Source organism: Streptomyces hoynatensis (assembly GCF_003626535.1).
Lineage (GTDB): Bacteria > Actinomycetota > Actinomycetes > Streptomycetales > Streptomycetaceae > Streptomyces > Streptomyces hoynatensis.
Genome location: NZ_RBAL01000009.1, coordinates 186513 through 210186 on the forward strand (window position 1 = coordinate 186513; position 23674 = coordinate 210186).

General features: G+C 73.5%; 19 protein-coding genes and 1 pseudogene. 7 read left to right on the top strand and 13 right to left on the bottom strand.

The genetic code is table 11. The features are described from left to right. Positions 1–70: 70 nt before the first annotated feature. Complete coding sequence (locus D7294_RS17520) at positions 71–1096, bottom strand: ATP-dependent 6-phosphofructokinase (RefSeq protein ID WP_120680748.1); 1026 nt, start codon at positions 1094–1096, stop codon at positions 71–73. Between the two features lie 266 nt (positions 1097–1362). Between D7294_RS17520 and pta the strand changes: the two genes are divergently transcribed. From pta to pyk, 3 genes are read left to right on the top strand one after another with little or no spacing between them, the layout of a single operon-like run. After that, a complete protein-coding gene (gene pta / locus D7294_RS17525; protein ID WP_120680750.1) occupies positions 1363–3618 on the top strand; it encodes a phosphate acetyltransferase in 2256 nt (751 codons plus the stop codon). Next, positions 3615–4829, top strand: a complete 1215-nt coding sequence (locus tag D7294_RS17530; protein ID WP_120680751.1) for an acetate kinase — start codon at positions 3615–3617, stop codon at positions 4827–4829. Before pta ends, D7294_RS17530 begins: the two co-directional genes overlap by 4 nt. Positions 4830–4863: 34 nt before the next feature. After that, positions 4864–6297, top strand: a complete 1434-nt coding sequence (gene pyk / locus D7294_RS17535; RefSeq protein ID WP_120680753.1) for a pyruvate kinase — start codon at positions 4864–4866, stop codon at positions 6295–6297. A gap of 151 nt (positions 6298–6448) precedes the next feature. Here the strand turns inward: pyk and D7294_RS17540 are convergent, their stop codons facing one another. The 7 genes and pseudogenes from D7294_RS17540 to D7294_RS17570 form a co-directional block, all read right to left on the bottom strand. Beyond that, positions 6449–7978, bottom strand: a complete 1530-nt coding sequence (locus D7294_RS17540) for a hypothetical protein (protein ID WP_147450855.1) — start codon at positions 7976–7978, stop codon at positions 6449–6451. Then, positions 7968–8519 carry a DUF6114 domain-containing protein gene (locus tag D7294_RS17545; protein WP_174248372.1) on the bottom strand — a complete coding sequence of 184 codons (552 nt, stop codon included), beginning with the start codon at positions 8517–8519 and terminating at the stop codon, positions 7968–7970. The genes D7294_RS17540 and D7294_RS17545 overlap by 11 nt, the downstream gene beginning before the upstream one ends. 117 nt (positions 8520–8636) lie before the next feature. After that, positions 8637–9254 carry a DUF6230 family protein gene (locus D7294_RS17550; protein WP_120680757.1) on the bottom strand — a complete coding sequence of 206 codons (618 nt, stop codon included), beginning with the start codon at positions 9252–9254 and terminating at the stop codon, positions 8637–8639. A 501-nt stretch (positions 9255–9755) separates the two neighbouring features. Continuing rightward, the gene (locus D7294_RS17555) at positions 9756–10724 is read right to left on the bottom strand and encodes a tetratricopeptide repeat protein (RefSeq protein ID WP_120680759.1); all 969 of its coding nucleotides are present in this window, start codon (positions 10722–10724) and stop codon (positions 9756–9758) included. A gap of 117 nt (positions 10725–10841) precedes the next feature. Then, positions 10842–12542, bottom strand: a complete 1701-nt coding sequence (locus D7294_RS17560; RefSeq protein ID WP_120680761.1) for a coenzyme B12-dependent isobutyryl-CoA mutase large subunit — start codon at positions 12540–12542, stop codon at positions 10842–10844. A gap of 127 nt (positions 12543–12669) precedes the next feature. Beyond that, positions 12670–12999 carry a DUF3817 domain-containing protein gene (locus D7294_RS17565; protein WP_120680763.1) on the bottom strand — a complete coding sequence of 110 codons (330 nt, stop codon included), beginning with the start codon at positions 12997–12999 and terminating at the stop codon, positions 12670–12672. A 114-nt stretch (positions 13000–13113) separates the two neighbouring features. Continuing rightward, positions 13114–13614: pseudogene (locus D7294_RS17570) on the bottom strand (MarR family winged helix-turn-helix transcriptional regulator); the annotation flags it as partial. Positions 13615–13782: 168 nt separating this feature from the next. Here D7294_RS17570 and D7294_RS17575 point away from each other — a divergent pair. Next, a complete protein-coding gene (locus D7294_RS17575; RefSeq protein WP_120680767.1) occupies positions 13783–14832 on the top strand; it encodes a glycoside hydrolase family 6 protein in 1050 nt (349 codons plus the stop codon). Between the two features lie 100 nt (positions 14833–14932). Here D7294_RS17575 and glxA read toward each other — a convergent pair whose 3' ends face one another. The 3 genes from glxA to D7294_RS17590 all read right to left on the bottom strand — a co-directional run bounded on the left by glxA (position 14933) and on the right by D7294_RS17590 (position 19384). Continuing rightward, positions 14933–16864 (bottom strand): radical copper oxidase GlxA, encoded by a 1932-nt coding sequence (gene glxA / locus D7294_RS17580; RefSeq protein WP_120680769.1) that lies wholly within the window; start codon positions 16862–16864, stop codon positions 14933–14935. Continuing rightward, positions 16861–18648, bottom strand: coding sequence for a glycosyltransferase family 2 protein (locus D7294_RS17585; RefSeq protein ID WP_241562445.1), 1788 nt, complete (start codon positions 18646–18648; stop codon positions 16861–16863). The genes glxA and D7294_RS17585 overlap by 4 nt, the downstream gene beginning before the upstream one ends. Positions 18649–19039: 391 nt before the next feature. Further along, a complete protein-coding gene (locus D7294_RS17590; protein WP_120680773.1) occupies positions 19040–19384 on the bottom strand; it encodes a DUF3817 domain-containing protein in 345 nt (114 codons plus the stop codon). Between the two features lie 204 nt (positions 19385–19588). Here D7294_RS17590 and D7294_RS17595 point away from each other — a divergent pair, with 204 nt between their 5' ends. Together D7294_RS17595 and D7294_RS17600 are read left to right on the top strand one after the other, a co-directional pair. Then, complete coding sequence (locus D7294_RS17595; protein ID WP_120680775.1) at positions 19589–20065, top strand: MarR family winged helix-turn-helix transcriptional regulator; 477 nt, start codon at positions 19589–19591, stop codon at positions 20063–20065. A gap of 145 nt (positions 20066–20210) precedes the next feature. After that, entirely contained in the window at positions 20211–20660 is a 450-nt protein-coding gene (locus tag D7294_RS17600; RefSeq protein ID WP_120680777.1) for a GNAT family N-acetyltransferase, read from the top strand. 153 nt (positions 20661–20813) lie between these two features. Here D7294_RS17600 and meaB read toward each other — a convergent pair whose 3' ends face one another. Further along, complete coding sequence (meaB, locus tag D7294_RS17605; protein WP_120680779.1) at positions 20814–21767, bottom strand: methylmalonyl Co-A mutase-associated GTPase MeaB; 954 nt, start codon at positions 21765–21767, stop codon at positions 20814–20816. Positions 21768–21800: 33 nt separating this feature from the next. After that, positions 21801–23009, bottom strand: coding sequence for an acetyl-CoA C-acetyltransferase (locus D7294_RS17610; protein ID WP_120680781.1), 1209 nt, complete (start codon positions 23007–23009; stop codon positions 21801–21803). 135 nt (positions 23010–23144) lie between these two features. On the opposite strand from D7294_RS17610, the gene mce reads away from it, so the two are divergent. Beyond that, positions 23145–23597 carry a methylmalonyl-CoA epimerase gene (gene mce / locus D7294_RS17615; RefSeq protein WP_120680783.1) on the top strand — a complete coding sequence of 151 codons (453 nt, stop codon included), beginning with the start codon at positions 23145–23147 and terminating at the stop codon, positions 23595–23597. Positions 23598–23674: the final 77 nt, after the last annotated feature.

Here is a 23674-nt window from a genome sequence, read left to right on the forward strand (position 1 = left end):
CCCGGGCCCGGCCCCCGCCCCGCGGCGGGTTCCCGGCCCGGGCGGCGCACGGCCGCCGAGGGGAAGCCCCCTAGAAGACGGCCTCCGTCTCGTCCATCCGGTTCTGCGGGACCCGCTTCAGCTCCATCGTGGCGCTGGCCAGCGGCGTCATCACGATGTCGGTGCCGCGCAGGGCGGTCATCATCCCGAACTCGCCCCGGTGCGCGGCCTCCACCGCGTGCCAGCCGAAGCGGGTGGCCAGCACCCGGTCGTACGCGGTGGGGGTGCCGCCGCGCTGGATGTGACCGAGGATGACCGGCCTGGCCTCGGTGCCGAGGCGGTGTTCGAGCTCGCCGGCCAGCAGGGTGCCGATCCCGCGGAAGCGCTCGTGCCCGTAGGCGTCGATCTCGCCCCGCTCGTAGGGCATCGAGCCCTCGGCGGGCCTGGCCCCCTCGGCCACGCAGATCACGGCGAACTTCTTGCCGCGGGTGAACCGGTCCTCGATCATCTTGCACAGGCTGTCCACCTGGAAGGGCCGCTCCGGGATGCAGATCCCGTGCGCGCCGCCCGCCATCCCGGCCTCCAGCGCGATCCAGCCCGCGTGCCGCCCCATCACCTCGACCACCATCACCCGCTGGTGCGACTCGGCGGTCGTCTTCAGCCGGTCGATGGCCTCGGTGGCGACGCCGACGGCCGTGTCGAAGCCGAAGGTGCGGTCGGTGGCCGAGATGTCGTTGTCGATCGTCTTGGGCACGCCCACCACCGGGATGCCGGCGTCGGCCAGCATCCGGGCCGCGGTCAGGGTGCCCTCACCCCCGATGGGGATCAGCGCGTCCAGGCTGAGCTTGCGGCGGAACGCCTCCGCGTTGTCGCACGCCTCGCGCAGCCGGGCCCGCTCCAGGCGGCTGGAGCCGAGAATCGTGCCGCCGCGCGCGAGAATGCCGCTCACCGCGTTGATGTCGAGCTCACGGTAGCGGCCTTCGAGGAGCCCCTTGAAGCCGTCCTCGAATCCGATGACCTGGTCCGCGCGGTCCACCACTGCCCGGTGCACGACCGAGCGGATCACAGCATTCAGACCAGGACAGTCGCCGCCTGCGGTGAGAACTCCGATTCTCATGGGGCATGCTCTCCTGCTCGCTATGGTTGGTCGGCCGCGCCTTCGAGGCCGCTCGGAATTCTGTCACGGTCCGGGGGCGCGCTCTAACGGCGCTCACGAACCCGCCGCGCGCCCCAAGGGCTGCCGCGGGTACGGTCAAAAGTACGCCGGAGGACCGGCGGGCGGGACGTGCGCGCGGGCGCGCGTTCCCCACCGATCCCCGGGGCATACTGCCCGGCCAGTGCCACGGCGGGCTTGCGATCGGTGGGACGGGACGGAACGGGACTGTGACGCGCAGTGTGTACGTGGCCGGCATCGGCCGGGGCGACGGCCGGCAGGTGATCGAGCTCGGGGTCATGGAGCTGCTGACCCGGCAGGTGGACCGGGTGGGGGTATTCCGCCCGCTCGCCCACGAGCCCGAGGGCGGCGAGGACGACAAGGACGGCGTGTTCGCGCTGCTGCGCTCCCGCTACCGGCTCACCCAGACGGCGGCGGCGGCCACGGGGATGGCATACGACCGGGCGGCGGCCCTGCTCGCCGAGCGCGGCACCGACGAGCTGGTGACCGCGCTCCTGGACCGCTACCACGAGGTGGCCCGCGCGTTCGAGGTGGTGCTCGTGCTCGGCACCGACTACGCCGACACGCAACTGCCCGCCGAACTGGCGCTGAACGCGCGGCTGGCCAACGAGTTCGGCGCCGGGGTGCTCGCCGTGGTCGCCGGGCACGGCCAGGGCGCGGAGTCGGTGGTCGCCGAGGTGCGCAACGCCAGGCACGCGTTCACCTCGCTCGGCTGCGACGTCATCGCCGTGATCGCCAACCGGGTGCGGGAGGGCGACACCCTGCGCGCGGTCCGCGAGCTGGGCGCCCAGCTGCCGGAGCCGGTGTACGCGCTGCCCGAGGACCCGGCGCTCGCCGCGCCGACGGTGGCGCAGGTCGCCGAGGAGCTGGGCGCGGAGGTCCTGCTCGGCGACGCGAGCGGCCTGGCCAGGGACATCCGCGACTTCGTGTTCGGCGGCGCGATGCTGCCCACCTTCCTGACCGCGCTGCGCGAGGGCTGCATGGTCATCACCCCCGGCGACCGCGAGGACCTGGTCGTCGGCGCGCTCGCCGCCCACTCGGCGGGCGCCCCGCCCCTCGCGGGGCTGCTGCTCACCCTCGGCGAGCGGCCGGGCCCGCAGACGATGGCGCTGGCCCAACGGCTCGCGCCCGGCACGCCCTTGCTCGCCGTCCCCGAGGGCTCCTACCCGACCGCCACCGCGGTCTCCGGCCTGGAGGGGCGGCTGACGGCGGCGGCGCCGCGGAAGGCGGAGCTGGCACTGGGCCTGTTCGAGACGCACGTGGACACCGCGGCGCTCACCGAGCGGCTCTCGGTGGTGCGCAGCGACCGGGTCACCCCGATGATGTTCGAGCACGAGCTGATCGAACGGGCGCGCGCCGACCGGCGCCGGATCGTGCTGCCCGAGGGCACGGAGGAGCGGGTGCTGCGGGCCGCGGAGATCCTGCTGCGGCGCAACGTGTGCGACCTGACGCTGCTGGGCGAGCCGGACGCGATCCGCAAGCGCGTCGCCGACCTGGGCCTGGGCCTGCGGCTGCTCGGGCCGGAAGAACCGGAAGAACCGCGCGAGGGCGCGGCGGAACCGGGGGCGGCGGGGTTCGGGAGGCGGGCGGAGCCCGGCGGGCCGGCCGCCGCGCGGGTCGTCGACCCGGCCACCTCACCGCTGCGGGAGCGCTTCGCCGAGGTGTACGCCCGGCTGCGCGCCCACCGCGGCGTCACCCCGGAGCTGGCCTTTGACGTGGTCGGCGACGTGTCCTACTTCGGCACGCTGATGGTCGAGGAGGGGCTCGCCGACGGCATGGTGTCGGGCGCCGCGCACTCCACGGCCGCCACCATCCGCCCCGCCTTCGAGGTCATCAGGACCCGCCCCGGCGCGGCCATCGTCTCCTCGGTCTTCTTCATGTGCCTCGCGGACAAGGTCCTGGTGTACGGCGACTGCGCCGTCAACCCCGACCCCGACGCCGGGCAGCTGGCCGACATCGCGATCCAGTCCGCGGCCACCGCGGCCAGGTTCGGCGTGGAGCCGCGGGTGGCGATGCTCTCGTACTCGACGGGCACCTCGGGCAGCGGGGCCGACGTGGACAAGGTGCGCGAGGCCACCGGGCTGGTGCGCGAACTCCGCCCCGACCTGCGGGTCGAGGGCCCGATCCAGTACGACGCGGCGGTCGAGCCCTCGGTGGCGGCGACGAAGCTGCCGGGCTCGGCCGTGGCCGGGCAGGCGACCGTCCTGATCTTCCCGGACCTGAACACCGGGAACAACACCTACAAGGCGGTGCAGCGCTCGGCGGGCGCCGTCGCCGTCGGCCCGGTGCTCCAGGGCCTGCGCAAGCCCGTCAACGACCTCTCGCGCGGGGCCCTGGTGCAGGACATCGTCAACACGGTCGCGATCACGGCCGTGCAGGCCCAGGACGTGGCCCCCGCGGACGACCCGGGCGGCCCGGCGGGCGGGGCGGGCGCCGGCGCGGCGGGGCGGGAGGCGGGCCGGTGAGCGGCGCGACCCGGGTGCTGGTGCTCAACTCCGGCTCCTCCTCCGTGAAGTACCAGCTGCTCGACATGAGGGGCCACCGCCGCCTGGCCACCGGCCTGGTGGAGCGCATCGGCGAGGAGGCGCCGCGGCTGGTCCACACCCCGGCCGGCGGCCGGCGCCGCGAGCGCCGGGAGCGGATCGCCGGCCACGAGCAGGCCCTGCGCCTGGTGGCGGAGGAGCTGGACGCGGACGGGCTCGGCCTCGGCTCGGCGGAGCTGGCCGGCGTCGGGCACCGGGTGGTGCACGGCGGCCGGTCGTTCACCGAGCCGACGCTGGTGACCGACGAGGTGCTGGCGGAGATCGAGCGCCTGGTGCCGCTTGCGCCGCTGCACAACCCCGCCAATCTGACGGGCATCAGGACCGCCCTGGCCCTCAACCCGCGCCTGCCGCAGGTCGCGGTCTTCGACACGGCCTTCCACGCCACCATCCCCGAGCACGCGGCCCGTTACGCGATCGACGCCGCCACCGCGGACGCGCATCTGATCCGCCGCTACGGCTTCCACGGCACCTCGCACGCCTACGTGTCGCGCCGGGCGGCCGCGCTGCTCGGCCGGGAGGTGGCCGAGGTCAACGTCATCGTCCTGCACCTGGGCAACGGCGCCTCGGCCTCCGCGGTGGCCGGCGGCAGGTGCGTGGAGACCTCGATGGGCCTCACCCCGCTGGAGGGCCTGGTGATGGGCACGCGCTCGGGCGACCTCGACCCCGCGGTCGTCTTCCATCTCGCGCGCCGGGGCGGGCTGACGGTGGACGAGATCGACACCCTGCTGAACAAGCGCTCCGGGCTGCTGGGCCTGTGCGGGGCGAACGACATGCGCGAGGTGCTCGACCGGGCGGAGCGGGGCGAGGCGGCCGCCAGGCTGGCGTTCGACGTCTACATCCACCGGCTGCGCAAGTACCTCGGCGCCTACGTCGCGGTGCTGGGCCGGGTGGACGCGGTGGTGTTCACGGCCGGGGTCGGGGAGAACTCCGCCCCCGTGCGGGCCGCGGCGATCGAGGGCCTGGAGGTCCTCGGGCTCGCCGTGGACCCGGGGCGCAACGCGGCCCGCTCGGGCGAGCCCCGGCTCATCTCGCCGGAGTACGCTCGGGTCGCGGTCGCCGTGGTGCCCACGGACGAGGAACTGGAGATCGCCACCCAGACCTACGCGCTGGTGTCCCCTGAGCAATCCGCATAATTCCGCCGCGGAACAAAACGATAGGATCGCTGTCATGCGCCGTTCCAAAATCGTCTGCACCTTGGGCCCCGCCGTCGACTCCTTCGACATGCTGAAGTCGATGATCGACGCCGGCATGAACGTGGCCCGGTTCAACTTCAGCCACGGCTCGCACCAGGAGCACGAGGAGCGGTACCACCGCGTCCGCAAGGCCAGCGAGGAGACGGGGAAGGCCGTCGGCGTGCTCGCCGACCTCCAGGGCCCCAAGATCCGGCTCCAGACCTTCGCCAACGGGCCCGTGGAGCTCAAGCGCGGCGACGAGTTCACCATCACCACCGAGGACGTCCCGGGCGACCGCTCCATCTGCGGCACCACCTACGAGGGCCTGCCGGGCGACGTGGCCAAGGGCGAGACCATCCTCATCAACGACGGCAACGTCGCCCTCCAGGTCACCGAGGTGGACGGGCCGCGGGTGCGGACCATCGTCATCGAGGGCGGCGTGGTCTCCGACCACAAGGGGATCAACCTGCCGGGCGTCGCGGTCAACGTCCCGGCGCTCTCCGAGAAGGACGTCGAGGACCTGGAGTTCGCGCTGCGGCTCGGCGTGGACATGGTGGCCCTCTCCTTCGTGCGCGACGCCGCCGACGTCCGCGACGTGCACCGGGTGATGGACCGCGTGGGCCGGCGGGTCCCGGTGATCGCCAAGGTCGAGAAGCCGCAGGCGGTCGACAACATGGAGGAGGTCGTCCTCGCCTTCGACGGCGTGATGGTGGCCCGCGGCGACCTGGCGGTCGAGTACCCGCTGGAGAAGGTCCCGATGGTGCAGAAGCGGCTGATCGAGATGTGCCGCCGCAACGCCAAGCCGGTGATCGTGGCGACCCAGATGATGGAGTCCATGATCACCAACTCCCGGCCCACCCGCGCCGAGGCCTCCGACGTGGCCAACGCGATCCTGGACGGGGCGGACGCGGTGATGCTCTCCGCGGAGTCCTCGGTCGGCCGGTATCCGGTGGAGACGGTCAAGACGATGTCGAAGATCGTCGTCGCCGCCGAGCAGGAGTGGCTCTCCCGGGGCCTGCAGCCGCTGGTCGCCGGCAAGAAGCCGCGCACGCAGGGCGGTTCCGTCGCCAGGGCGGCCTGCGAGATGGCCGACTTCCTCGGCGCCCAGGCGCTGGTGGCCTTCACCAAGTCCGGGGACACCGCCAGGCGCCTGTCCCGCTACCGCGCCACCCAGCCGATCCTGGCCTTCACCTCGGAGCCCGCCACCCGCAACCAGCTCACGCTGAGCTGGGGCGTCGAGACGACCGTGGTGCCGCACGTCAACCACACCGACGAGATGGTCGAGCTCTGCGACGCGGAGCTGACGCGGCTCAACCGCTACCAGCAGGGCGACACCATGATCATCACCGCCGGCTCCCCGCCCGGGGTCCCCGGCACCACGAACATGGTCCGCGTCCACCACCTCGGCGGCCGGCAGCACGGCGTCTGAGGCCACCGCGGCGCGCCCCCGGCGCGCCGGGCCCGGCACGCGCCGCGGCCCGTGCGCCGCCGGGCCTTCGGCGTCGCACGGGCCGCGTGCGGCGGGCGCGCGAGGGCGGTTCGCCCCGGTTTGCCGTGGTGAACCGCCCGTTCAACGCGCGTCAGTCGGGAATCTGCGTCGGCCCGTCCTCCGTCGTGTACATGTTCATGCCCTGGAGCGTCAGGTCGCCGCCGAACTGCCCGGCCTGCGCGACGAAGACGTCGGTGAAGTACGCGAGCGGCAGGTCGAGCGGCGGCTGGTGGGCGGGGTCGTAGACGGTCGGGATAAGGCCGAAGAGGTTGCCCTGGAGCCGCTCGGTGTACATGGTCACCGTGCCGTTCCTGAACGTCGAGTTGGAGCCGGGCGCGGTCGCGACGTGGTAGCGCACGCCGTTCTCCGCGTCGACGATCTGGTGCAGGTCGCCGATGTCCACCTTCTCCGCGGTGAACTTGAGCACCTGCTTCACCGAGCCGTCGGCGGTGACGACGTTGACGACGCCGTGGTAGTGCAGTCCCCGCAGCAGCAGTGAGCTGGCCTGCAGGTACCAGGGGTCGTTCGGCAGGGTCATGGGCGTCTGCTCGCCGGTGCCCGCGACCTCCAGCTCCAGGGGGCAGGGGTAGGGGAGCCTGCCCTGGTCGTCGGGCGCGAAGGGGTCCCCGGCCGCCGGGTCCTGCGCCTCCTCGTCCGCGGCGCCGGCCTCGTCGCCCGCCGCGTCCTCCGCGGTCCCGTCGTCCGCCTCGGCGTCCCCGGCGTCCCCGGCGTCCCCGGCGCCTTCGGCGTCCCCGGAGCCCTCCGCCTCGTCGCCGGCCTCCTCGCCCTCCGGCTCGTCCGCGGCGCCGCCGGACTCCCCGTCCTCCGCGGCGCCGTCCCGGGCCTCCTGCCCGTCCTGGCCGGCGTCGCCGGCCGGGGCCTCGTCCTGGCCCGCCGCGTCCCGCTCGCCGGTCTCCTCCCCGGCCTGCCGCCCGCTCGGGTCCAGGAGGCCGCCGACGGCGTTCCCGAGCCCGCCGAGCGTGTCGCCCACCCCGCCGAGCAGCCCGCCGAGCAGGCCGCCGGACGAGCCGGACTCCGCGTCCTCGCCTTCCCCGGTCTCCGCCTCCTCGCCGTCCTCCGCGCCACCCTGGTTCTCGTCCGTCTCCGGGGAGTCCGCGGAACCGCCGTCCTCCTCGCGCTCGTCCGCGGGCTCACGGGAGTCCTCCGCCGCCCCCTGCCGCCCGCCCTGGTCCGCCTCGCGCGTCCCGTCCGCGTCCGCCTCGTCCCCCGAGCCGTCCTCCGCGGCCTCGCCCGCGCCCTCCTCCGCGGCGTCCCCGGCATCCGCACCGTCACCGGCGTCGTCCTCCGGGTCTTCGGCGCCCGGGTCCGTCTCGACGCCCTCGGCCGTCTCGAACAGCTCCGCGTACTCCTCGGGCAGTCCCTCGTCCGGGATCTCCACGCAGGGGCCGTCCTGGAACGGGTTGGCCGGCTGCGGGTCCGCCTTGGCGAGCGGGGACGTGAACCCCATGCCCATCAGGGCCGCCGAGGGCATCGCCGCCAGCGCGATGGCCTTGCCCACCGGCATGTGCAGGCGCCGCAACAGCGTCTTCCTGCGGACGGGTTGCCGCGCGTCCCCCGCGTCACCCTCGTCCCGCGCCGTGGCTATCTCGTCACTCGGCACGTTCGTTCACCTTCCCCGTGTCTTTCTCGGGCTCGGGCGCCCCCGACCCGAAGGAGGCCAGCGCGCTCCCGGTGCCGGGGCTCGGCTCGGGCACCGGCCGGGCCCCCGCGTCCTGCGCCGGCGCCGGGGCGGCCTGCCCCGGGACCCACGCGATGCTCATCCCGCCGCCCACGAGCCCGAAGAAGAACCCGATCAGGAAGCCGCCGAAGTTGGAGACGACCAGCGAGACGAGCGAAAGCATGATGGCGGCGACGCCGGCGAATATCCGCACGTGCGGCTGGAACCAGGTGGCGAGCCCGAGCACGATCAGCAGGATGCCGATGACCAGAGAGCCGGCCCCCCCGGTGGTGGCCATGCGGATCGTGAGCTGCCCCAGCGTCAGGTTTGCGTACGGAAAGTAAAGAATGGGCAGTCCGGCGATCATCACGAACAGCCCCGCCCAGAACGGCCTGCGCCACCTGAAGGCCCGGAAGGCCGCCCGTGCCCTGGTGAGGTGCGCGGTCCAGGACGTCTTCGGCAGTTCCTCGGTGTTGGTGCTCACGGCACGTACTCCCCTGATGACACGGTTGTGGTGGCGGGATGCACGATACGGCTCCCGGGGACGGGGGCGCGGCCCCTCCGGCACGCCCCCGCCCCGCGCTCGGTCCCTTTCAGACCGTCAGAAGCACTCGTGGCCGCCGTTGTACAGCCTCAGGGACAGGTCGCTGAGCTTGAACGTCCCGGCGGTGGTGGCCCAGGCCGTCTGCTCGACGTCCGTGAGCACGACGCTGTCGGCGTTCTGGGCGAACGTCCCCGGCGCGCCGTGGTACCAGTCGCTGGGCGCACCGCCGCTCACATCCGCGGTGTCCACGCCGATGTTGACGTTGCTGAAGGTGGCGTCGGCGTCCAGCTGGGCCACGTCGATGAACAGGTTGTCGGCCTCCGCCGGATTCTCCTCGTCGGAGCCGGCATTGATCACCAACGTGACATCGCCGAACAGCGGGACGGGAACGACGACGCTCTGGCAGAGGTTGTACAGGTCGGCGTGGTCGAACGCGGACACCGCGGCCGCCACGTGGCCCTCCCCTGAAGGCGCGATGACCGTGCCGTACTGGGCGAAGCCCTCGCCCACGAGGCGGTCGACGTGCACCTTGAACTCCTGCCCAGAGATGCTGAGCGACGCGGCCAGCGCACCCTGGGCCAGGGCGACACCTATCGCGGCGGTAGCGGCCACGCTCGGCACCATGACCAGACCGAACCGCCGCCATCTGGTGCCGCCGCGAGCCTGTGACTCCATGACTTTCCTCCTTTTCGGACGAACATCTCCAAGCCCCTGCGAGGCCCCTTGGGTCAGTACAGCCGCGCCGGGCCGGAGAGGAGACGCGCGTATCCCCGGGCTGCACCCCGGCGACAAGCCACTGACCGCTGATTGGACGCGGCTCGCTGCGAAACAGGTCCCACCGTGGCGGGAACCCCCCTGTTCCGAGACCGACGTGTGGCTCCATCGGCTTGGCCGATCGTGGTGCATCTCACGCTGCGGCACAAGGGGTTCGTTACTAACGGGTAATGCGCGTGTGAGAACGCAATGCCGCATACGCGGCGAGCCGCACCCCATGTGCACCCACCAGAAAGGCACACTCGGCCACCAAACGGACGTAACCGCAAGGAAACCTCGCACCGCCACTACAGACGGTAATGGCGGCCGCGATTACCAAGTTTTGGTAAAACGCGGCCGCCGTAGGGCGGATGAGCCGCGGAGCACTCGGATGAGCGCCGGCGCGTGCCCCGGGGCGAATGGCTAGAAAAGCACGCGGGCCAGCGCCGAGCGCGCGCTGCTCACCCTGGGGTCCTCGGCGCCGACGACCTCGAACAGCTCCAGCAGCCGCAGCCGGGCGGCCTCCCGGTCCTCGCCCGCGGTGCGCTGCACCGTGGCGACCAGCCTGCCGAAGGCGTCCTCGACGTGCCCGCCCACCAAGTCCAGGTCGGCGACGGCCAGTTGGGCCTGCACATCCCCCGGCCGCTCGGCCGCGGCCTTGCGGACGCTCTCGGCGTCCGCGCCCTGCACGCGGCTGAGCAGCTTCGCCTGGGCCAGGCCGAGCTTGGCCTCCACGTCGCCCGGCTCCTCGGACAGCACGTTCTCGTAGGCCTGGATGGCGCCGCCGAGGTCCCCGGCGTCCAGCGCGGCGTGCGCCGCGGCCAGCGCCGGGTTGACCGGCGGGGCGGGCGGGCCCGCCTCGCGCGCGGCGGCGGCAGCGGCCGGGTCCACCGGCTGGCCGACGATGCCGAACCGCTGCTCGGCCGCGGCGATCAGCTGGTCGAGGACCTGCCGCACCTGGGGCTCGGGGGCCGCCCCCTGGAACAGCGGCAGGGCCTGCCCGGCCAGCACGGCGAAGACCGCGGGGATGCCCTGCACCCCGAACTGCTGGAAGAGCATCTGGTTGGCGTCGACGTCGATCTTGGCGAGCACGAACTTGCCGGCGTACTCCTCGGCGAGGCGCTCCAGGATCGGGCTCAGCTGCTTGCACGGCTGGCACCAGTCGGCCCAGAAGTCGATGACCACGGGCACCTCGGTGCTGCGCTGGAGCACCTGCTGCTCGAAGCCCGCCTCGTCGACGTCGATCACCAGCGGCGCCGCGGCAGCCGCCTCACCGCCCGGCTGGGCCGCCCGCTGTGCCCTGGCCTGCTCGGCCTTCTGCTTGGCCTCGGCGGCCGCCTTCACCGCGGAGAGGTCAACGGCTCCGCTCATGGACATGTTGCGTGGCTGCATGGCACCAGTCTCCCCCCTCCGCGCCCCCTTCGGGTACGCGCCCGCGCCCGGCGGCCCGCGCCCCGGCGGCGGGCCCGCCCGCGGGGGGTGCGGGCCGCGCCGCCGCGCCCCCTCGGGTCAGAACCCGGGAGGCTCGCTGTAGGTGCCCCACTCCTCGCGCAGCAGGCCGCAGATCTCGCCGAGCGTGGCCTCCGCGCGCACCGCCTCCAGCATCGGCTCGATCAGGCCGGCCTCCCCCCGGGCCGCCTCCCGCAGCGCGGCCAGCGCGCCGTGCACCGCCGCCTGGTCCCGGGCCGCGCGGCGCGCGGCGAGCGCCTTGACCTGCTCGCGCTCCACCTCGTGGCTCACCCGCAGGATCTCCAGGTCGCCGGTGACGGAGCCGGTGTGGCAGTTGACCCCGACGACACGCTTCTCCCCCTTCTCCAGGGCCTGCTGGTAGCGGAAGGCGGCCTCGGCGATCTGCCCGGTGAACCACCCGTCCTCGATGCCGGCCAGCAGCCCCGAGGTGATCGGCCCGATGGGGTGCTTCCCGTCGGGGACCGCGCGCCTGCCCCGTTCCTTGATCTGCTCGAAGATCTTCTCCGCCTCGGTCTCGATCCGGTCGGTGAGCTGCTCCACGTACCAGGCCCCGCCCAGCGGGTCGGCGACGGAGGTGACGCCGGTCTCCTCCATCAGCACCTGCTGGGTGCGCAGCGCGATCTCGGCGGCCTGCTCGCTCGGCAGCGCCAGGGTCTCGTCCAGGGCGTTGGTGTGCAGGGAGTTGGTGCCGCCCAGGATGGCGGCCAGCGCCTCGACCGCCGTCCGCACGACGTTGTTGTACGGCTGCTGGGCGGTGAGCGAGACGCCCGCGGTCTGGGTGTGGAAACGCAGCCACTGGGCGCGCTCCGCGGTGGCCCCGTACACGTCGCGCATCCAGCGGGCCCAGATCCGGCGGGCCGCCCGGAACTTGGCGATCTCCTCGAAGAAGTCGATGTGCGCGTCGAAGAAGAAGGACAGGCCGGGCGCGAAGGTGTTGACGTCCAGGCCCCTGGCGAGGCCGAGCTCCACGTAGCCGAAGCCGTCGGCCAGGGTGAAGGCCAGCTCCTGCGCGGCCGTGGCCCCGGCCTCCCTGATGTGGTAGCCGGACACCGACAGCGGCTTGTAGGCGGGGATGCGGCGGGCGGTGTACTCCATGAGGTCGCCGATCAGCCGCAGGTGGGGCCCCGGCTCGAAGAGCCACTCCTTCTGCGCGATGTACTCCTTGAAGATGTCGGTCTGGAGCGTGCCGTTGAGCGCCGCCGGGTCGGCGCCCTGCCGCTCGGCGGCGACCAGGTACATGCAGAAGACGGGGATCGCCGGGCCGCTGATCGTCATGGAGGTGGTGACCTCGCCCAGCGGGATGCCGCGGAAGAGGGTCTCCATGTCGGCGGCCGAGTCGATCGCCACCCCGCAGTGGCCGACCTCGCCCAGGGAGCGCGGGTCGTCGGAGTCCCGGCCCATCAGCGTGGGCATGTCGAAGGCGACGGAGAGCCCGCCGCCGCCCGCGTCCAGGATCATCCGGTAGCGCCGGTTGGTCTGCTCCGCGTTGCCGAAGCCGGCGAACTGGCGGATCGTCCAGGTCCTGCCGCGGTAGCCGGTGGGGTGGAGGCCGCGGGTGAAGGGGAACTCCCCGGGCCATCCGATGCGCTCGAAGCCCTCGTAGGTGTCATGGGGCCGCGGGCCGTACACGGGCTCCACGGGGTCGCCGGAGAGCGTGGTGAAGTCGGCGTCCCGGGTACGGGCCGCGTCGAAGCGGGCCTGCCATCGTTGGCGGCCGGCGGAAATGGCGTCAGCGTCCATGACGCCAATCTACTGCGATATAGTTGGTCGTCCTACTAACCGCGGCGCCCGCCGTGCCGCGCGCCCGCGCGAGGCCCGGCAGATCCGCTTGGACCTGCTCAGCACCCGAGCACCCGCTCAGGCCTGTTCAGACCTGGGCCGGCTCGGCCTCCTCCTCGGCGACCAGGGGCAGGACCTGGGCCGTGATCCGGCGCTCGACGAAGAAGGCCGCGGTCGGGATGGTCCCGGCGAGCAGCACCCAGATCAGCTTGCCGAAGGGCCAGCGGGCCTTCTGCCCGAGGTCGAAGGCGCAGACCAGGTAGACGATGTACAGCACGCCGTGCACCTGCGCCACCACGAGCGGCACCGTCTCGCCGCTGTTGAAGCCGTACACCAGGATGCAGCCGCACAGGGCAAGCAGCATCACCGCGGTGACGTAGGCGAGGGTCCGGTACCGGGTGAGCACACTCCGCTTCATGTGCCCGAGCCTAACGGGTCATTCGGGGCGATCTTCCCCGGGCCCCTCGGGCTCCCAGACCCCGTAGCCCTGCTCGCCGCCGTCGTCCCCGCGCCCCGCCGCCTCCGCGGCGCCGTCGAAGTCGTGGGCGGCCACCCGCAGCGGGCGCAGCAGCGTGAAGATCTCCTCGCAGGCCGCCGCGTCGTAGGCGCCGAGGCCGAACTCCGCGTCCATCAGGTCCCGCGTGGCCGCCTCGCACACCTCCCGGCCCTTGTCGGTGATCGAGGCCAGGGTGCCGCGGCCGTCGTTCGGGTTCGGCCGCTTGGTGACCAGGCCCGAGCGCACCAGCCGGTCCACGGTGTTGGTCACCGAGGTGGGGTGCACCATCAGCCGCTCGCCGATCTTGGACATCGACAGTTCACCCTTACGACTGAAGGTGAGCAGCACCAGCGCCTCGTACCTGGCGAAGGTGAGATCGTAGGGCCGCACGATCGCGTCCACCCGGGCGAGCAGGATCTGGTGGGCGCGCATGATCGAGGTGATCGCGGCCATGGCCGGCGCGGCTCCCCAGCGCTTCTTCCACAACTCGTCGGCGCGGGCGATGGGGTCGAACGGGAGACTGAGCGGCTTGGGCACGACAGTGACCCTACCGGCTGGTCATACGACCGGTCTCCCGAACCCGGTACCCGGGGGCCGCCCCCCAAGGGCCCAGGGCCGCTCGCCCGCCGTCCCGCGCGGCCCCTCGCCACCCGCTGTCACCCGCCGTTACCCGGCGGGCACGCTCCGCCGTGGCACGATGACGCCATGTACGGCCGCCTCATCAGCCTTTTCCGCCGCCGTTCCCCGCTGCGCCCCGCCCTGTGCTCCCCGCTGCTCGCCGCCCTCCTCCTCGGCTGCTCGGGGGACTCGCCCGCGGGAGCGCCGGGCGACGGCGCCTCGGCGGCCACCGCGCCGGCCGCGGGCGTCGAGGAGCGGTTCTGGGTGGACCCGGACAGCCCGGCCGCCCGCCAGGTCGCCCGCTGGGAGGAGGCCGGCCGGTCCGGGGACGCGCGGACGCTGCGGCTGATCTCCGAGCGCCCGCTCGCCTTCTGGCCCTCGGGCCACCGCGACCCGGCGGCGCAGGTGCGGCGGATCACCTCGGCCGCCGCGGCCGACGGCAGCACGGCGGTGCTCGTGGCCTACAACATCCCGCACCGGGACTGCGGCCAGTACTCGGAGGGCGGCGCCGGGGACGCGGCGGCCTACCGGCGCTGGATCGGGGCGTTCGCGGAGGCCATCGGCGAGGCCCACGCCCTGGTGGTCCTGGAGCCGGACGCGGTGCCGCACACGGCCGACGGCTGCACCGCCTCGATGTACGTCGACGAGCGCTACCGGGCGCTGGCCGAGGCGGTGGAGCGGCTGAAGGCGCAGCCGCACACCCGGGTCTACCTCGACGCGGGCAACCCGAGCTGGATCGAGGACCCGGCCCTGCTGACCGACCCGCTGCGGCGCTCCGGCATCGCCCGGGCCGACGGCTTCGCGCTCAACGTCTCCAACTTCCAGACCCTCCAGGACAGCGCCGAGTACGGGCACCGCCTGTCCGCGCTGCTCGACGGCGCGCACTTCGTCGTGGACACCAGCCGCAACGGCAACGGCCCCTGGGAGGGCGTGGACGAGCCCTGGTGCAACCCGCCGGGCCGCGCCCTGGGCGAGCCGCCCACCGCCCACACCGGCGACCCGCTGATCGACGCCTACCTGTGGATCAAGCGGCCGGGCGAGTCCGACGGCGAGTGCCGCGGCGGGCCGCCCGCCGGCACCTGGTGGCCGGAGTACGGGCTCGCGCTGGCCGAGGCCGCCGCCGGGCGCGCCTCCTGAGCCCCCGGCCGCGCGGCCCGGCCCCCGCGGCCCGGCGGGTGCGGGCGGCGGGGGCTGGGGTCTGCGGGCCAGGGGCCGGGGGCGGCCGGGCGCGACGCGGTCAGGCGGGGATGTGCAGCCAGGCCGCCTCGGAGGGGGTGCCCTCCCGGTCGGTGACGAAGAGCATGTACCAGCCGGGCGGGACCAGCGAGGGGTCCTCGGGGAGGGTGAGGGCCACCTCGCCGTGCCCGCGCCTGACGTCGAGCCGGATCGAGCGCTGTTCGACGTCCGTGGTGTGGGTGACCGCGCTCGGCCGCATCAGCCTGGCCGTGGCGATGCGGTCGGCGTCGCCGGTGGCGAAGCGGACGGTGGCGCCGAGCCGGGCCTCCTCGGGGCCCTCGCCGAGGACCGGGCGGCGCTGCTCGCGGCCGTCGAAGAGGTAGGGCGGGGTGTAGACCTCGATGCGCTTCTCGAAGGTGCCCGCGCGGGTGTTGTCCTTGTCGGCGAACAGCGGGTCGGAGCCGAAGGTCGCCACCCGCCCGTCGGGGAGCAGCAGCGCCTCGGAGTGGTAGTTGCGGCCGACGGTGGGGGCGGCGGCCGGGGTGAAGGCGTTCGCGGCCGGGTCGTAGAACTGCGCCTTGAGGATGTCGCTGCGGCCCCGGCCCCGGTAGTCCCGGGAGCCGCCGGTGGTGAACACGGTGTCGTCCGGCATGATCACGCTGCTCAGGTAGCGGGTGCCCTGGGGCAGCGGCGGCCCGTCGTGGTAGCGGGGCCGCTCCTCGGTGAGGTCGATGAGCGCGGTGCGCGCGGTCGCCTTCTCCGACTCCCCCACGCCCCCGCCGCCGAGCAGCATGAACCGCTGGCTCTGGGCGGGCGGCAGCAGCAGGGAGGCCGCGGTCTCCAGCTGGTCGGCGTCGGTGAGGCCGCCGATCTCGGTGAAGCTGTTGGTCTCCAGGTCCCACAGGCCGGGGACGCGGCCCTTGTCGGCCGGCCCGTAGCCCGCGTTGGCCCCGGTGTAGAACAGCTCGCCGCCCTGGGTGAGGAAGAGCGCCGGGTAGGTGGGGAAGTAGCGCTCGGGGCCCTTGGACCAGGTCCTGGTCTCCGGGTCGTAGATCTCGGTGATGCCGGGGACCACCTCGCCCACGTCGTCGAGCCCGGAGACGGTCAGCACCCGGCCGTCGGGCAGCGTGGTGAGCGTGGGGTACCAGCGGGCCTCGGCCATCGGGTCGACCTGGACGTAGCGCTCGGCCTCCGGGTCGAACTCGTAGGCGGCCCTGATGCCCTGATAGTCCTGGTCCTCCAGGGTGAGGGCGCCGGCCAGGCCGTAGAGGTTGCGGGCGTCGGCGCCGCGCAGCCCGGCGATCTCGTACTGGGCCGGCTCGGTGGTCACCCCCTCCTCCCCCTCCTCGACGGCGGAGACGAAGACGCGTGCCTCGCTCGCGGTGATCCGCACGTTGCGGCCGGCCCCCTCCTTGCCCGCGGGCGGGAGGGTGACGGCGGACTCGGTGCGGTACGCGTCCCCGTCCGGGCCGCGCAGCGTGGTGCCCGCGGGGAACGTCCGCCCCCGGTCGGGGTCCTCGTTCTTCAGCAGCATCGGGCCGCCCGCGTGGGTGACGGCGTCGCCGAGCACCTCGTAGCGCGCCGTGCCGCCGGCCACCAGGAGGTTGCCGTCGGGCAGGGCGGCGTGGCCCGAGCAGAAGAGGTCCTCGGGGGTGGGGATCTTCTTGAAGGTGTTCTTCTCCGGGTCCCAGAGCACGGATGCGAAGGTGCCCGCGTCGAACTGCTCCCGGTCGTTCCCCGAGCCGGCGACCAGGAGCACCTTCCCGGTGTGCAGGAGCGCGGCGTGGATGGAGTTGACCCGGAACTCCTCGGGCACGTCGACCAGTTCCCAGGAGCCGTAGCGCGCCTGGTACGCGGGGCGTGAGATGCGGTACTCGTGCAGCCGCTCGGTGGCGAAGCTCAGGGCGGCGGGCATGTTCAGGCCGGCGAGCAGCAGGGCGGCGCCGGTGCCGAGGACGGTCTTCTTCAGGCGGTTGCCCGGGCGGTAGGTCATGGTCGGCTCCCACTCGTCACGGCCATCTCGGGCCTGGCCTCGGGGTGCGGTTCCGTCTCGCCCGCGGGCGCGGGCGGGTGGGTTCTCCGGCGGGTCCGGGCGGGCGCCCCCCGCAGGCCCGCGCGCCTGGTGGTGAGGGACCAGACGCCGGGCGGGCCGAGGCAGACGGCGAGGGCGAGCAGCGCCCAGGTGCGCATGGCCGCGTGGGTGTGGCCGAGCGGCAGGGAGGCGAGGAGCGCGGCCCCGAGCAGCGCCGCCCAGTACAGGTGCAGCCGGAAGGTGGCGGGCCGGTCCCGGCTGGCGGCCCCGCCCTTGGGGGTGACGACGAAGCCGCTGCCCCGGCGCAGCAGCGCGTCCAGCAGCGACCTGGCGTACAGGGGCGCGGAGAGGGCGGACATCACCATGCCGGCGGCGCCCGAGGAGCCGGCGGGCTCGTGCGGGGAGACGTTGTGCCGGCGGTTCCAGACGTACAGGCCGATCTGGAGGGCGGCGACGTCGCTGTAGAGCATCATCCACACGGAGGAGGAGACCTGGGTGCCCGAGGCGCCGAGCAGCAGGTAGAGGGCGCAGCCGAGGGCCCCGAGGGTCCAGGTGAGGGCCGCCATGGGGTAAAAGGCCAGCATCAGCGAGTAGTTGAGGAGCGGCCCGGGGGCGTGGCCGCGGGGCCCGCGGCCGTACTGGCGCAGGATCGTCTCGTAGGTGCCGCGGGACCAGCGCAGTTGCTGGGAGAAGAAGTCGGTCCAGGTGGAGGGGCCCTCGCCGACGGCGAGCACGTCGGGGGTGTAGACCGAGCGCCAGCGGTTGCCGGTGGCCGGGTTGACCCTGCGGTGCAGTTCGAAGCCGGTGGCCATGTCCTCGGTCACCGAGTCGCGCAGCCCGCCGATGTCCAGGACGGCGCGGACGCGGACGGCGTTGTTGGTGCCGACGAACATCGGGGAGCCGTAGCGGTTGCCCGCCCGCTGGATCAGGGCGTGGAAGAGGAACTGCTGGCTCTCGGCCGCCTTGGTGACCGGGGCCTCGTAGTTGCCGTAGACCTGCGGGCCGACCACGAAGGCGACGTCGGGGTCGCGGAAGTAGCCGAGCATCCTGGTGAGGAAGTCGGGCAGCGGCGCGTGGTCGGTGTCGACGGAGGCGAAGAAGTCGTACTCCTCGCCGTGCGCCGCCAGCCAGGCGTTGTAGTTGCCGTGCTTGGTGCGCGCCCGGTGCGGGCCGCTCGGCTGGTTCCAGCGGGCGATCCCCTTGCGGCTGAAGTGGTGCACGCCGAGTTCGGCGCACAGCCGGCGGGCCGCGGGATCGTCGCCCTCGTCGAGCAGCCAGACGTCGAGCGGCCCCGGGTGGGTCAGCCGGGTGGCGGCCCGCAGGGTGGCCTCGACGGTGGCCAGGGGCTCCCGGCCGGGCACGAAGGTGGTGAGGAAGGCGACCCTGGTGCCCGGCTCGGGGACCACCGGGACCGGGTCCCTGGCGACGAGGGTGGCGTGCGCCATGGAGACGATGTTGACCAGCCGGAACAGCTCGACGAGCCCGATGCAGACGAGCATCGTCACGTCGGCGGCGAGCAGCCAGCCGGGCGCGTGGTCGCGGGTGGCGCGGTGGCTCGGCCATATCAGCCACAGCATCAGGACGGCGGACAGCAGCGGGCCGAGCAGCATCAGCAGCAACGCCCGCAGGCGGTGCGGCTCCTGCGAGAGCAGGCTGCGGTACCGCACGCGGTAGCCGGGCTCCGGCTCGGCGAGGGGCCCGGCGAGGCAGCTGTAGGCCGCGTAGTCGTAGCCCCCGGGGGCCACGCGGCCCTCGCGGCCGCCTTCGCCACCGGGCTCCGCTTCCTCCGCTTCCTCCGCTTCCTCGCCGTCGCCGAGGTGCTGGGTCCGCTGGAGCAGCACAATTCCCTCCTCGCATCGACACGTTCCGCGCTGCGCCGCGCCTGCCGCACAACGCCGCAAACGCCGCGGGCACCGCATGCGCCGGGAACGCCGAGGGCGGCGAACACAGCGGGAATCAGCGGAGACTGCGGGGATTGCGCACGTCGCGGGCATCGCGAGCGCCGCGCACACCGGAAACAACCCGGCATATCGGGATGCAGCCGGGCACGTCGGGAATACCGATACCCCAACTCAATGCCGGGCTCCGGACGGTGTCGAGCCGAAGCGGGCCGCGCGGGTTACGGGCGGGAGGGGCTCAGGCGTTGACGATGCCCTCGCGGCGCGCCCTGGCGGCGATGACCGCGTCGTCCTGGGCCCGGCGCAGCCGCCGCTCGGCGAAGAAGCCGCCGGTGGGCAGGACGGACATCAGCAGGTACCAGGCGGCGCTCCGCAGCGGCCACTTGGCGCGGTTCCAGGCGTCGGCCCAGAAGAGCACGTAGAGGATGAACAGCAGCCCGTGCACCGCGCCCATCACGGGCACCGCGTCGAAGTCGGTGGTCCGCTTGAGGACCGAGCACACCAGCAGGACGAGGAAGGAGACCGCCTCGGGGGCGGACACCAGCCGGAGGCGGCGCAGGGCGCCTGCGGTCTTGAGATCCATCGGAAAGCCGCTTTCGTGAGCCGTGGGAGGAACGGGACGCAGGCGGCCCGCGGGGGCGGGCCGCCGGACGTATGCGAGGTATCGAGATATCGGGATATACCGCCTGTGCCCCCGACATGTGAAAGAAAGCACAAGCACTCCCATTGTGGCAGCCCCCGAGGCGAGCGCCCGGGCCGGGTCGGTGGCGTTGGTTACAGTGCACCCATGGACACCGAGACCGGCACCCGTTGGCTGACCGAGGCGGAGCAGTGCGCCTGGCGTACCCATCTGGAGGTCTCCCGGATGCTCATGAACCAGCTGGAGCGGGACCTGCAGCCGTTCGGCCTGACCATGAACGACTACGAGATCCTGGTGAACCTCTCGGAGTCGGAGGGCCACCGGATGCGGATGAGCGACCTGGCCGCCGCCACGCTCCAGTCCAAGAGCCGGCTGTCCCACCAGATCACCCGCATGGAACGGGCCGGCCTGGTGCGCCGGGAGAACTGCGACTCCGACAAGCGCGGCCTGTTCGCCGTCCTCACCGAGCACGGCTGGGACACCATGCGCCGGGTGGCCCCGCACCACGTCGAGTCGGTGCGCCGCCACTTCCTCGACCTGCTCGCGCCGGAGGACCTCGCGGCGCTGCGCCGCTCCCTGGCCCCGGTCGCCGAGCACCTGCACGCGCACCGCGGCCGCCCCTGACGGGGGCCCCTCCCCCGCCCCTGCCGCCCCCGGCCCCTCACCGCCCTTCCTCCGCTTTCGGCCCGCGCCCCCTCCCGCCCCCTCGCCGGGGGCGAACGCGGGGGCTCTCGCGCGCCGCAGCGCTCATACCTATACACTCGACGACATGTTTATAGAGGAACGTGCGCCGGACGACCCCGGTCTGGCCGGCCTGCTGGAGGCGGCCATGGCGGAGCTGGTCGCCAGGTACGGGCCCAACAGGACCCCGGTGCGGCCGGGGGCCCGTTACCTCGTCGCCGTGGCCGACGGGCGCCCGGCGGCCTGCGGTGCGGTGCAGCCGACCGAGGAACCCGGCACCGGCGAGGTCAAGCGCATGTACGTCGCCCCGTGGGCGCGCCGCCGCGGACTGGCCAGGTCGCTGCTGAAGGAGCTGGAGCGGCTGGCCGCCGACGAGCTCGGCCTGCGCAGGGTGCGCCTGGCCACCGGGGTGCTCCAGCCCGAGGCGATCGCCCTCTACGACACCTCGGGGTACCTCCGCACCCCGCCGTTCGGCAGGTACGCGGCCGAGGGCCACGCGCTGTGCTACGCCAAGGAGCTGGCCGCGCAGGCGGCCTGAGGCGCCCGCCGCCCGGGGCAACGCCCGCGCCCGGTGCCCGTTGACGCCGCCCGCTAACCGCCGCCCGCGAACCGCGCCGCCGCCGGCCCGGGACGGCGGGCCGCACGGCCTTCCCCGCGCCGCGCGCCGCCCGGGGCCGAAACCCGGCGGGCCTCAGCCGCCCGTGACCGCCGCGACCAGCCGGTCCGCCGCGCCGTAGGGGTCGAGCCCGCCGCGGGCCACCTCCCCGGCCAGCGCCGTGAGGCGCCGGTCGCCGTGCAGCGCGGCGATCCGGCCGCGCAGGGCCGTGAGGGCGATCGTCTCCACCTCGCGCGCGGCCCGGCGCAGGCGGCGCGCGGCAAGCTCGCCGCGTTCCTCCAGCCAGGCCCGGTGCCGGCCGAGCGCCTCGACCACCTCGTCGATGCCCTCGCCGCGGACCGCGACCGCGCCGACCACCGCGGGCCGCCAGTCCCCGGCGGAGCGGGGGGCGCCGAGGCCGAGCATGTGGTTCAGCTCGCGGAGCGTGTCCGAAGCGCCCTCCCGGTCCGCCTTGTTGACCACGAAGACGTCCCCGATCTCCAGGATTCCGGCCTTGGCCGCCTGGATGCCGTCTCCCATGCCGGGCGCGACCAGCACGACGGTGCTGTCGGCCTGCGCCGCGACGTCCACCTCGGACTGGCCCACGCCCACCGTCTCCACGAGCACCACGTCGCAGCCGGCCGCGTCGAGCACCCGCACCGCCTGCGGCGCCGCCCAGGCCAGGCCGCCCAGGTGCCCCCGGCTGGCCATCGAGCGGATGTAGACGCCCGGGTCCCCGGCGTGCTCCGCCATCCGCACCCGGTCCCCGAGCAGCGCCCCGCCGGAGAACGGCGAGGAGGGGTCGACCGCCAGCACGCCGACCCGCCTGCCCGCCCTGCGGTACGCGCCGACCAGCGCCGAGGTCGCCGTGGACTTGCCCACCCCGGGCGGGCCCGTCAGGCCGATCACGTACGCGTGCCCGGTGTGGGGGGCCAGGGCCGCCATCGTCTCGCGCAGCAGCGGCGAGGCGTTCTCCACCAGGGAGATCAGCCTCGCCACCGCCCGCGGGCGTCCGGCCCTGGCCTGGGCGACCAACGCGGGAACGTCCACCGTCGCCAAGCCGTGTCCTTTCCCCGGGGCCGGTCAGGACCGCGGCACGCGCAGGATCAGGGCGTCGCCCTGCCCGCCGCCACCGCACAGGCCGGCCGCCCCGATGCCACCGCCGCGCCGCCGCAGCTCCAGGGCCAGGTGCAGCGCGAGCCGCGCCCCCGACATGCCGATGGGGTGGCCGAGCGCGATGGCACCTCCGTTCACATTCACCTTTTCGAGCGAAACGCCGAGTTCCTTCATTGACTGGACGACGACGGAGGCGAACGCCTCGTTGATCTCGATCAGGTCCAGGTCCGCCACGGTGAGCCCGGCCTTGTCCAGCGCGTGCGCGATCGCGCGGGCCGGCTGGGACTGGAGGGAGTTGTCCGGCCCGGCGACGTTGCCGTGCGGGCCGATCTCGGCCAGCCAGGACAGGCCGAGCTCCTCGGCCTTCGCGCGGGACATCACCACGACGGCCGCCGCACCGTCGGAGATCTGCGAGGAGCTGCCCGCGGTGATCGTGCCGTCCGCGCTGAAGGCCGGGCGCAGCCGCGCCAGGGACTCCTCCGTGGTGTCCGGCCTGATGCCCTCGTCCTGCGAGAAGACGAGCGGCTCGCCCTTCCGCTGCGGCACGGAGACCGGGACGATCTCCTCGTCGAACAGCCCGTTCTTGCGCGCCGCCGCGGCCCGCTGGTGCGAGGCGGCGGCCACCGCGTCCTGCTCGGCGCGGGTGATGCCGAGGCGGGCGTTGTGCCGCTCGGTCGACTCGCCCATCGCGATGCCCTCGAAGGGGTCGGTGAGGCCGTCGTGCGCCATCGCGTCGAGCATCTGGACGGCGCCGTACTTGTAGCCGCTGCGGGACTTGGGCAGCAGGTGGGGCGCGCCGGTCATCGACTCCTGGCCGCCGGCCACGACCACGTCGAACTCGCCCGCCCGGATCAGCTGGTCGGCCAGCGCGATGGCGTCGAGCCCGGAGAGGCACACCTTGTTCACCGTGAGGGCGGGCACCGTCATGGGAATCCCCGCCCGCACGGCGGCCTGCCTGGCCGGGATCTGCCCGGCACCCGCCTGGAGGACCTGGCCCACGATCACGTACTCGACCTGCTCGCCGGTGATCCCGGCCCGCTCCAGGGCGGCCTTGATCGCGATCCCGCCCAGCTCGACGCTTGTGAAGGTCTTAAGGGAACCTAGGAGCCGCCCCATCGGAGTGCGAGCGCCTGCGACGATCACCGAACCTGTTCTGGCCGCATTTGTCGTGGTCATGGGCCTCTCCTCGGGAGATTCAGGAGTAAACGCTGGTTCACGCCAATGTACTGAGCGTGACGCAGCCGGTCAGCCGGGCGTCCATGTGACACCCGGCACGTTGCCAGGGTCCGCCAATGCCGCTGCACTGGTGGAATGTTGACGCGCATCGATCACATCGGGATCGCCTGTTTCGATCTAGAGGCCACCGCCGAGTTCTACCGCGACACCTATGGTTTCGAGGTCTTTCACTCGGAAGTGAACGAGGAGCAGGGCGTGCGGGAGGCCATGCTGCGGATCAACGGCACCGACGACGGCGCCGCCTCCTGGCTCCAGCTCGTCCAGCCCATCCGCGAGGACTCCCCGGTCGCCAAGTGGCTGGCGAAGAACGGCGAGGGGGTGCACCACATCGCCTTCGGCACCGCCGACGTGGACGCCGACTCCGAGGCCATCCGCGACAAGGGCATCCGGGTGCTCTACGAGCAGCCGCGCCGCGGCTCGATGGGCTCGCGCATCACGTTCCTGCATCCCAAGGACTGCCACGGCGTGCTGACGGAAATCGTCACCGCGGCCCCCGCCCCGGCATCAGGAGACCCCTCGGGCCACTGACGCAAGCTGCCCCGGCCGGTAGAGTGGCCCAGCCGGGGCAACGAGCTTTCTCCACGTCCCGCGTTCGGCCGATGACC

Bases quoted from the DNA above. Each gene is read 5' to 3' on its own strand.
- D7294_RS17520 (WP_120680748.1), bottom strand. From the start codon at position 1,096: ATGAGAATCGGAGTTCTCACCGCAGGCGGCGACTGTCCTGGTCTGAAT.
- pyk (WP_120680753.1), top strand. From the start codon at position 4,864: ATGCGCCGTTCCAAAATCGTCTGCACCTTGGGCCCCGCCGTCGACTCC.
- D7294_RS17550 (WP_120680757.1), bottom strand. From the start codon at position 9,254: ATGGAGTCACAGGCTCGCGGCGGCACCAGATGGCGGCGGTTCGGTCTG.
- D7294_RS17555 (WP_120680759.1), bottom strand. From the start codon at position 10,724: ATGCAGCCACGCAACATGTCCATGAGCGGAGCCGTTGACCTCTCCGCG.
- D7294_RS17560 (WP_120680761.1), bottom strand. From the start codon at position 12,542: ATGGACGCTGACGCCATTTCCGCCGGCCGCCAACGATGGCAGGCCCGC.
- D7294_RS17565 (WP_120680763.1), bottom strand. From the start codon at position 12,999: ATGAAGCGGAGTGTGCTCACCCGGTACCGGACCCTCGCCTACGTCACC.
- D7294_RS17575 (WP_120680767.1), top strand. From the start codon at position 13,783: ATGTACGGCCGCCTCATCAGCCTTTTCCGCCGCCGTTCCCCGCTGCGC.
- glxA (WP_120680769.1), bottom strand. From the start codon at position 16,864: ATGACCTACCGCCCGGGCAACCGCCTGAAGAAGACCGTCCTCGGCACC.
- D7294_RS17590 (WP_120680773.1), bottom strand. From the start codon at position 19,384: ATGGATCTCAAGACCGCAGGCGCCCTGCGCCGCCTCCGGCTGGTGTCC.
- D7294_RS17595 (WP_120680775.1), top strand. From the start codon at position 19,589: ATGGACACCGAGACCGGCACCCGTTGGCTGACCGAGGCGGAGCAGTGC.
- D7294_RS17600 (WP_120680777.1), top strand. From the start codon at position 20,211: ATGTTTATAGAGGAACGTGCGCCGGACGACCCCGGTCTGGCCGGCCTG.
- D7294_RS17610 (WP_120680781.1), bottom strand. From the start codon at position 23,009: ATGACCACGACAAATGCGGCCAGAACAGGTTCGGTGATCGTCGCAGGC.
- mce (WP_120680783.1), top strand. From the start codon at position 23,145: ATGTTGACGCGCATCGATCACATCGGGATCGCCTGTTTCGATCTAGAG.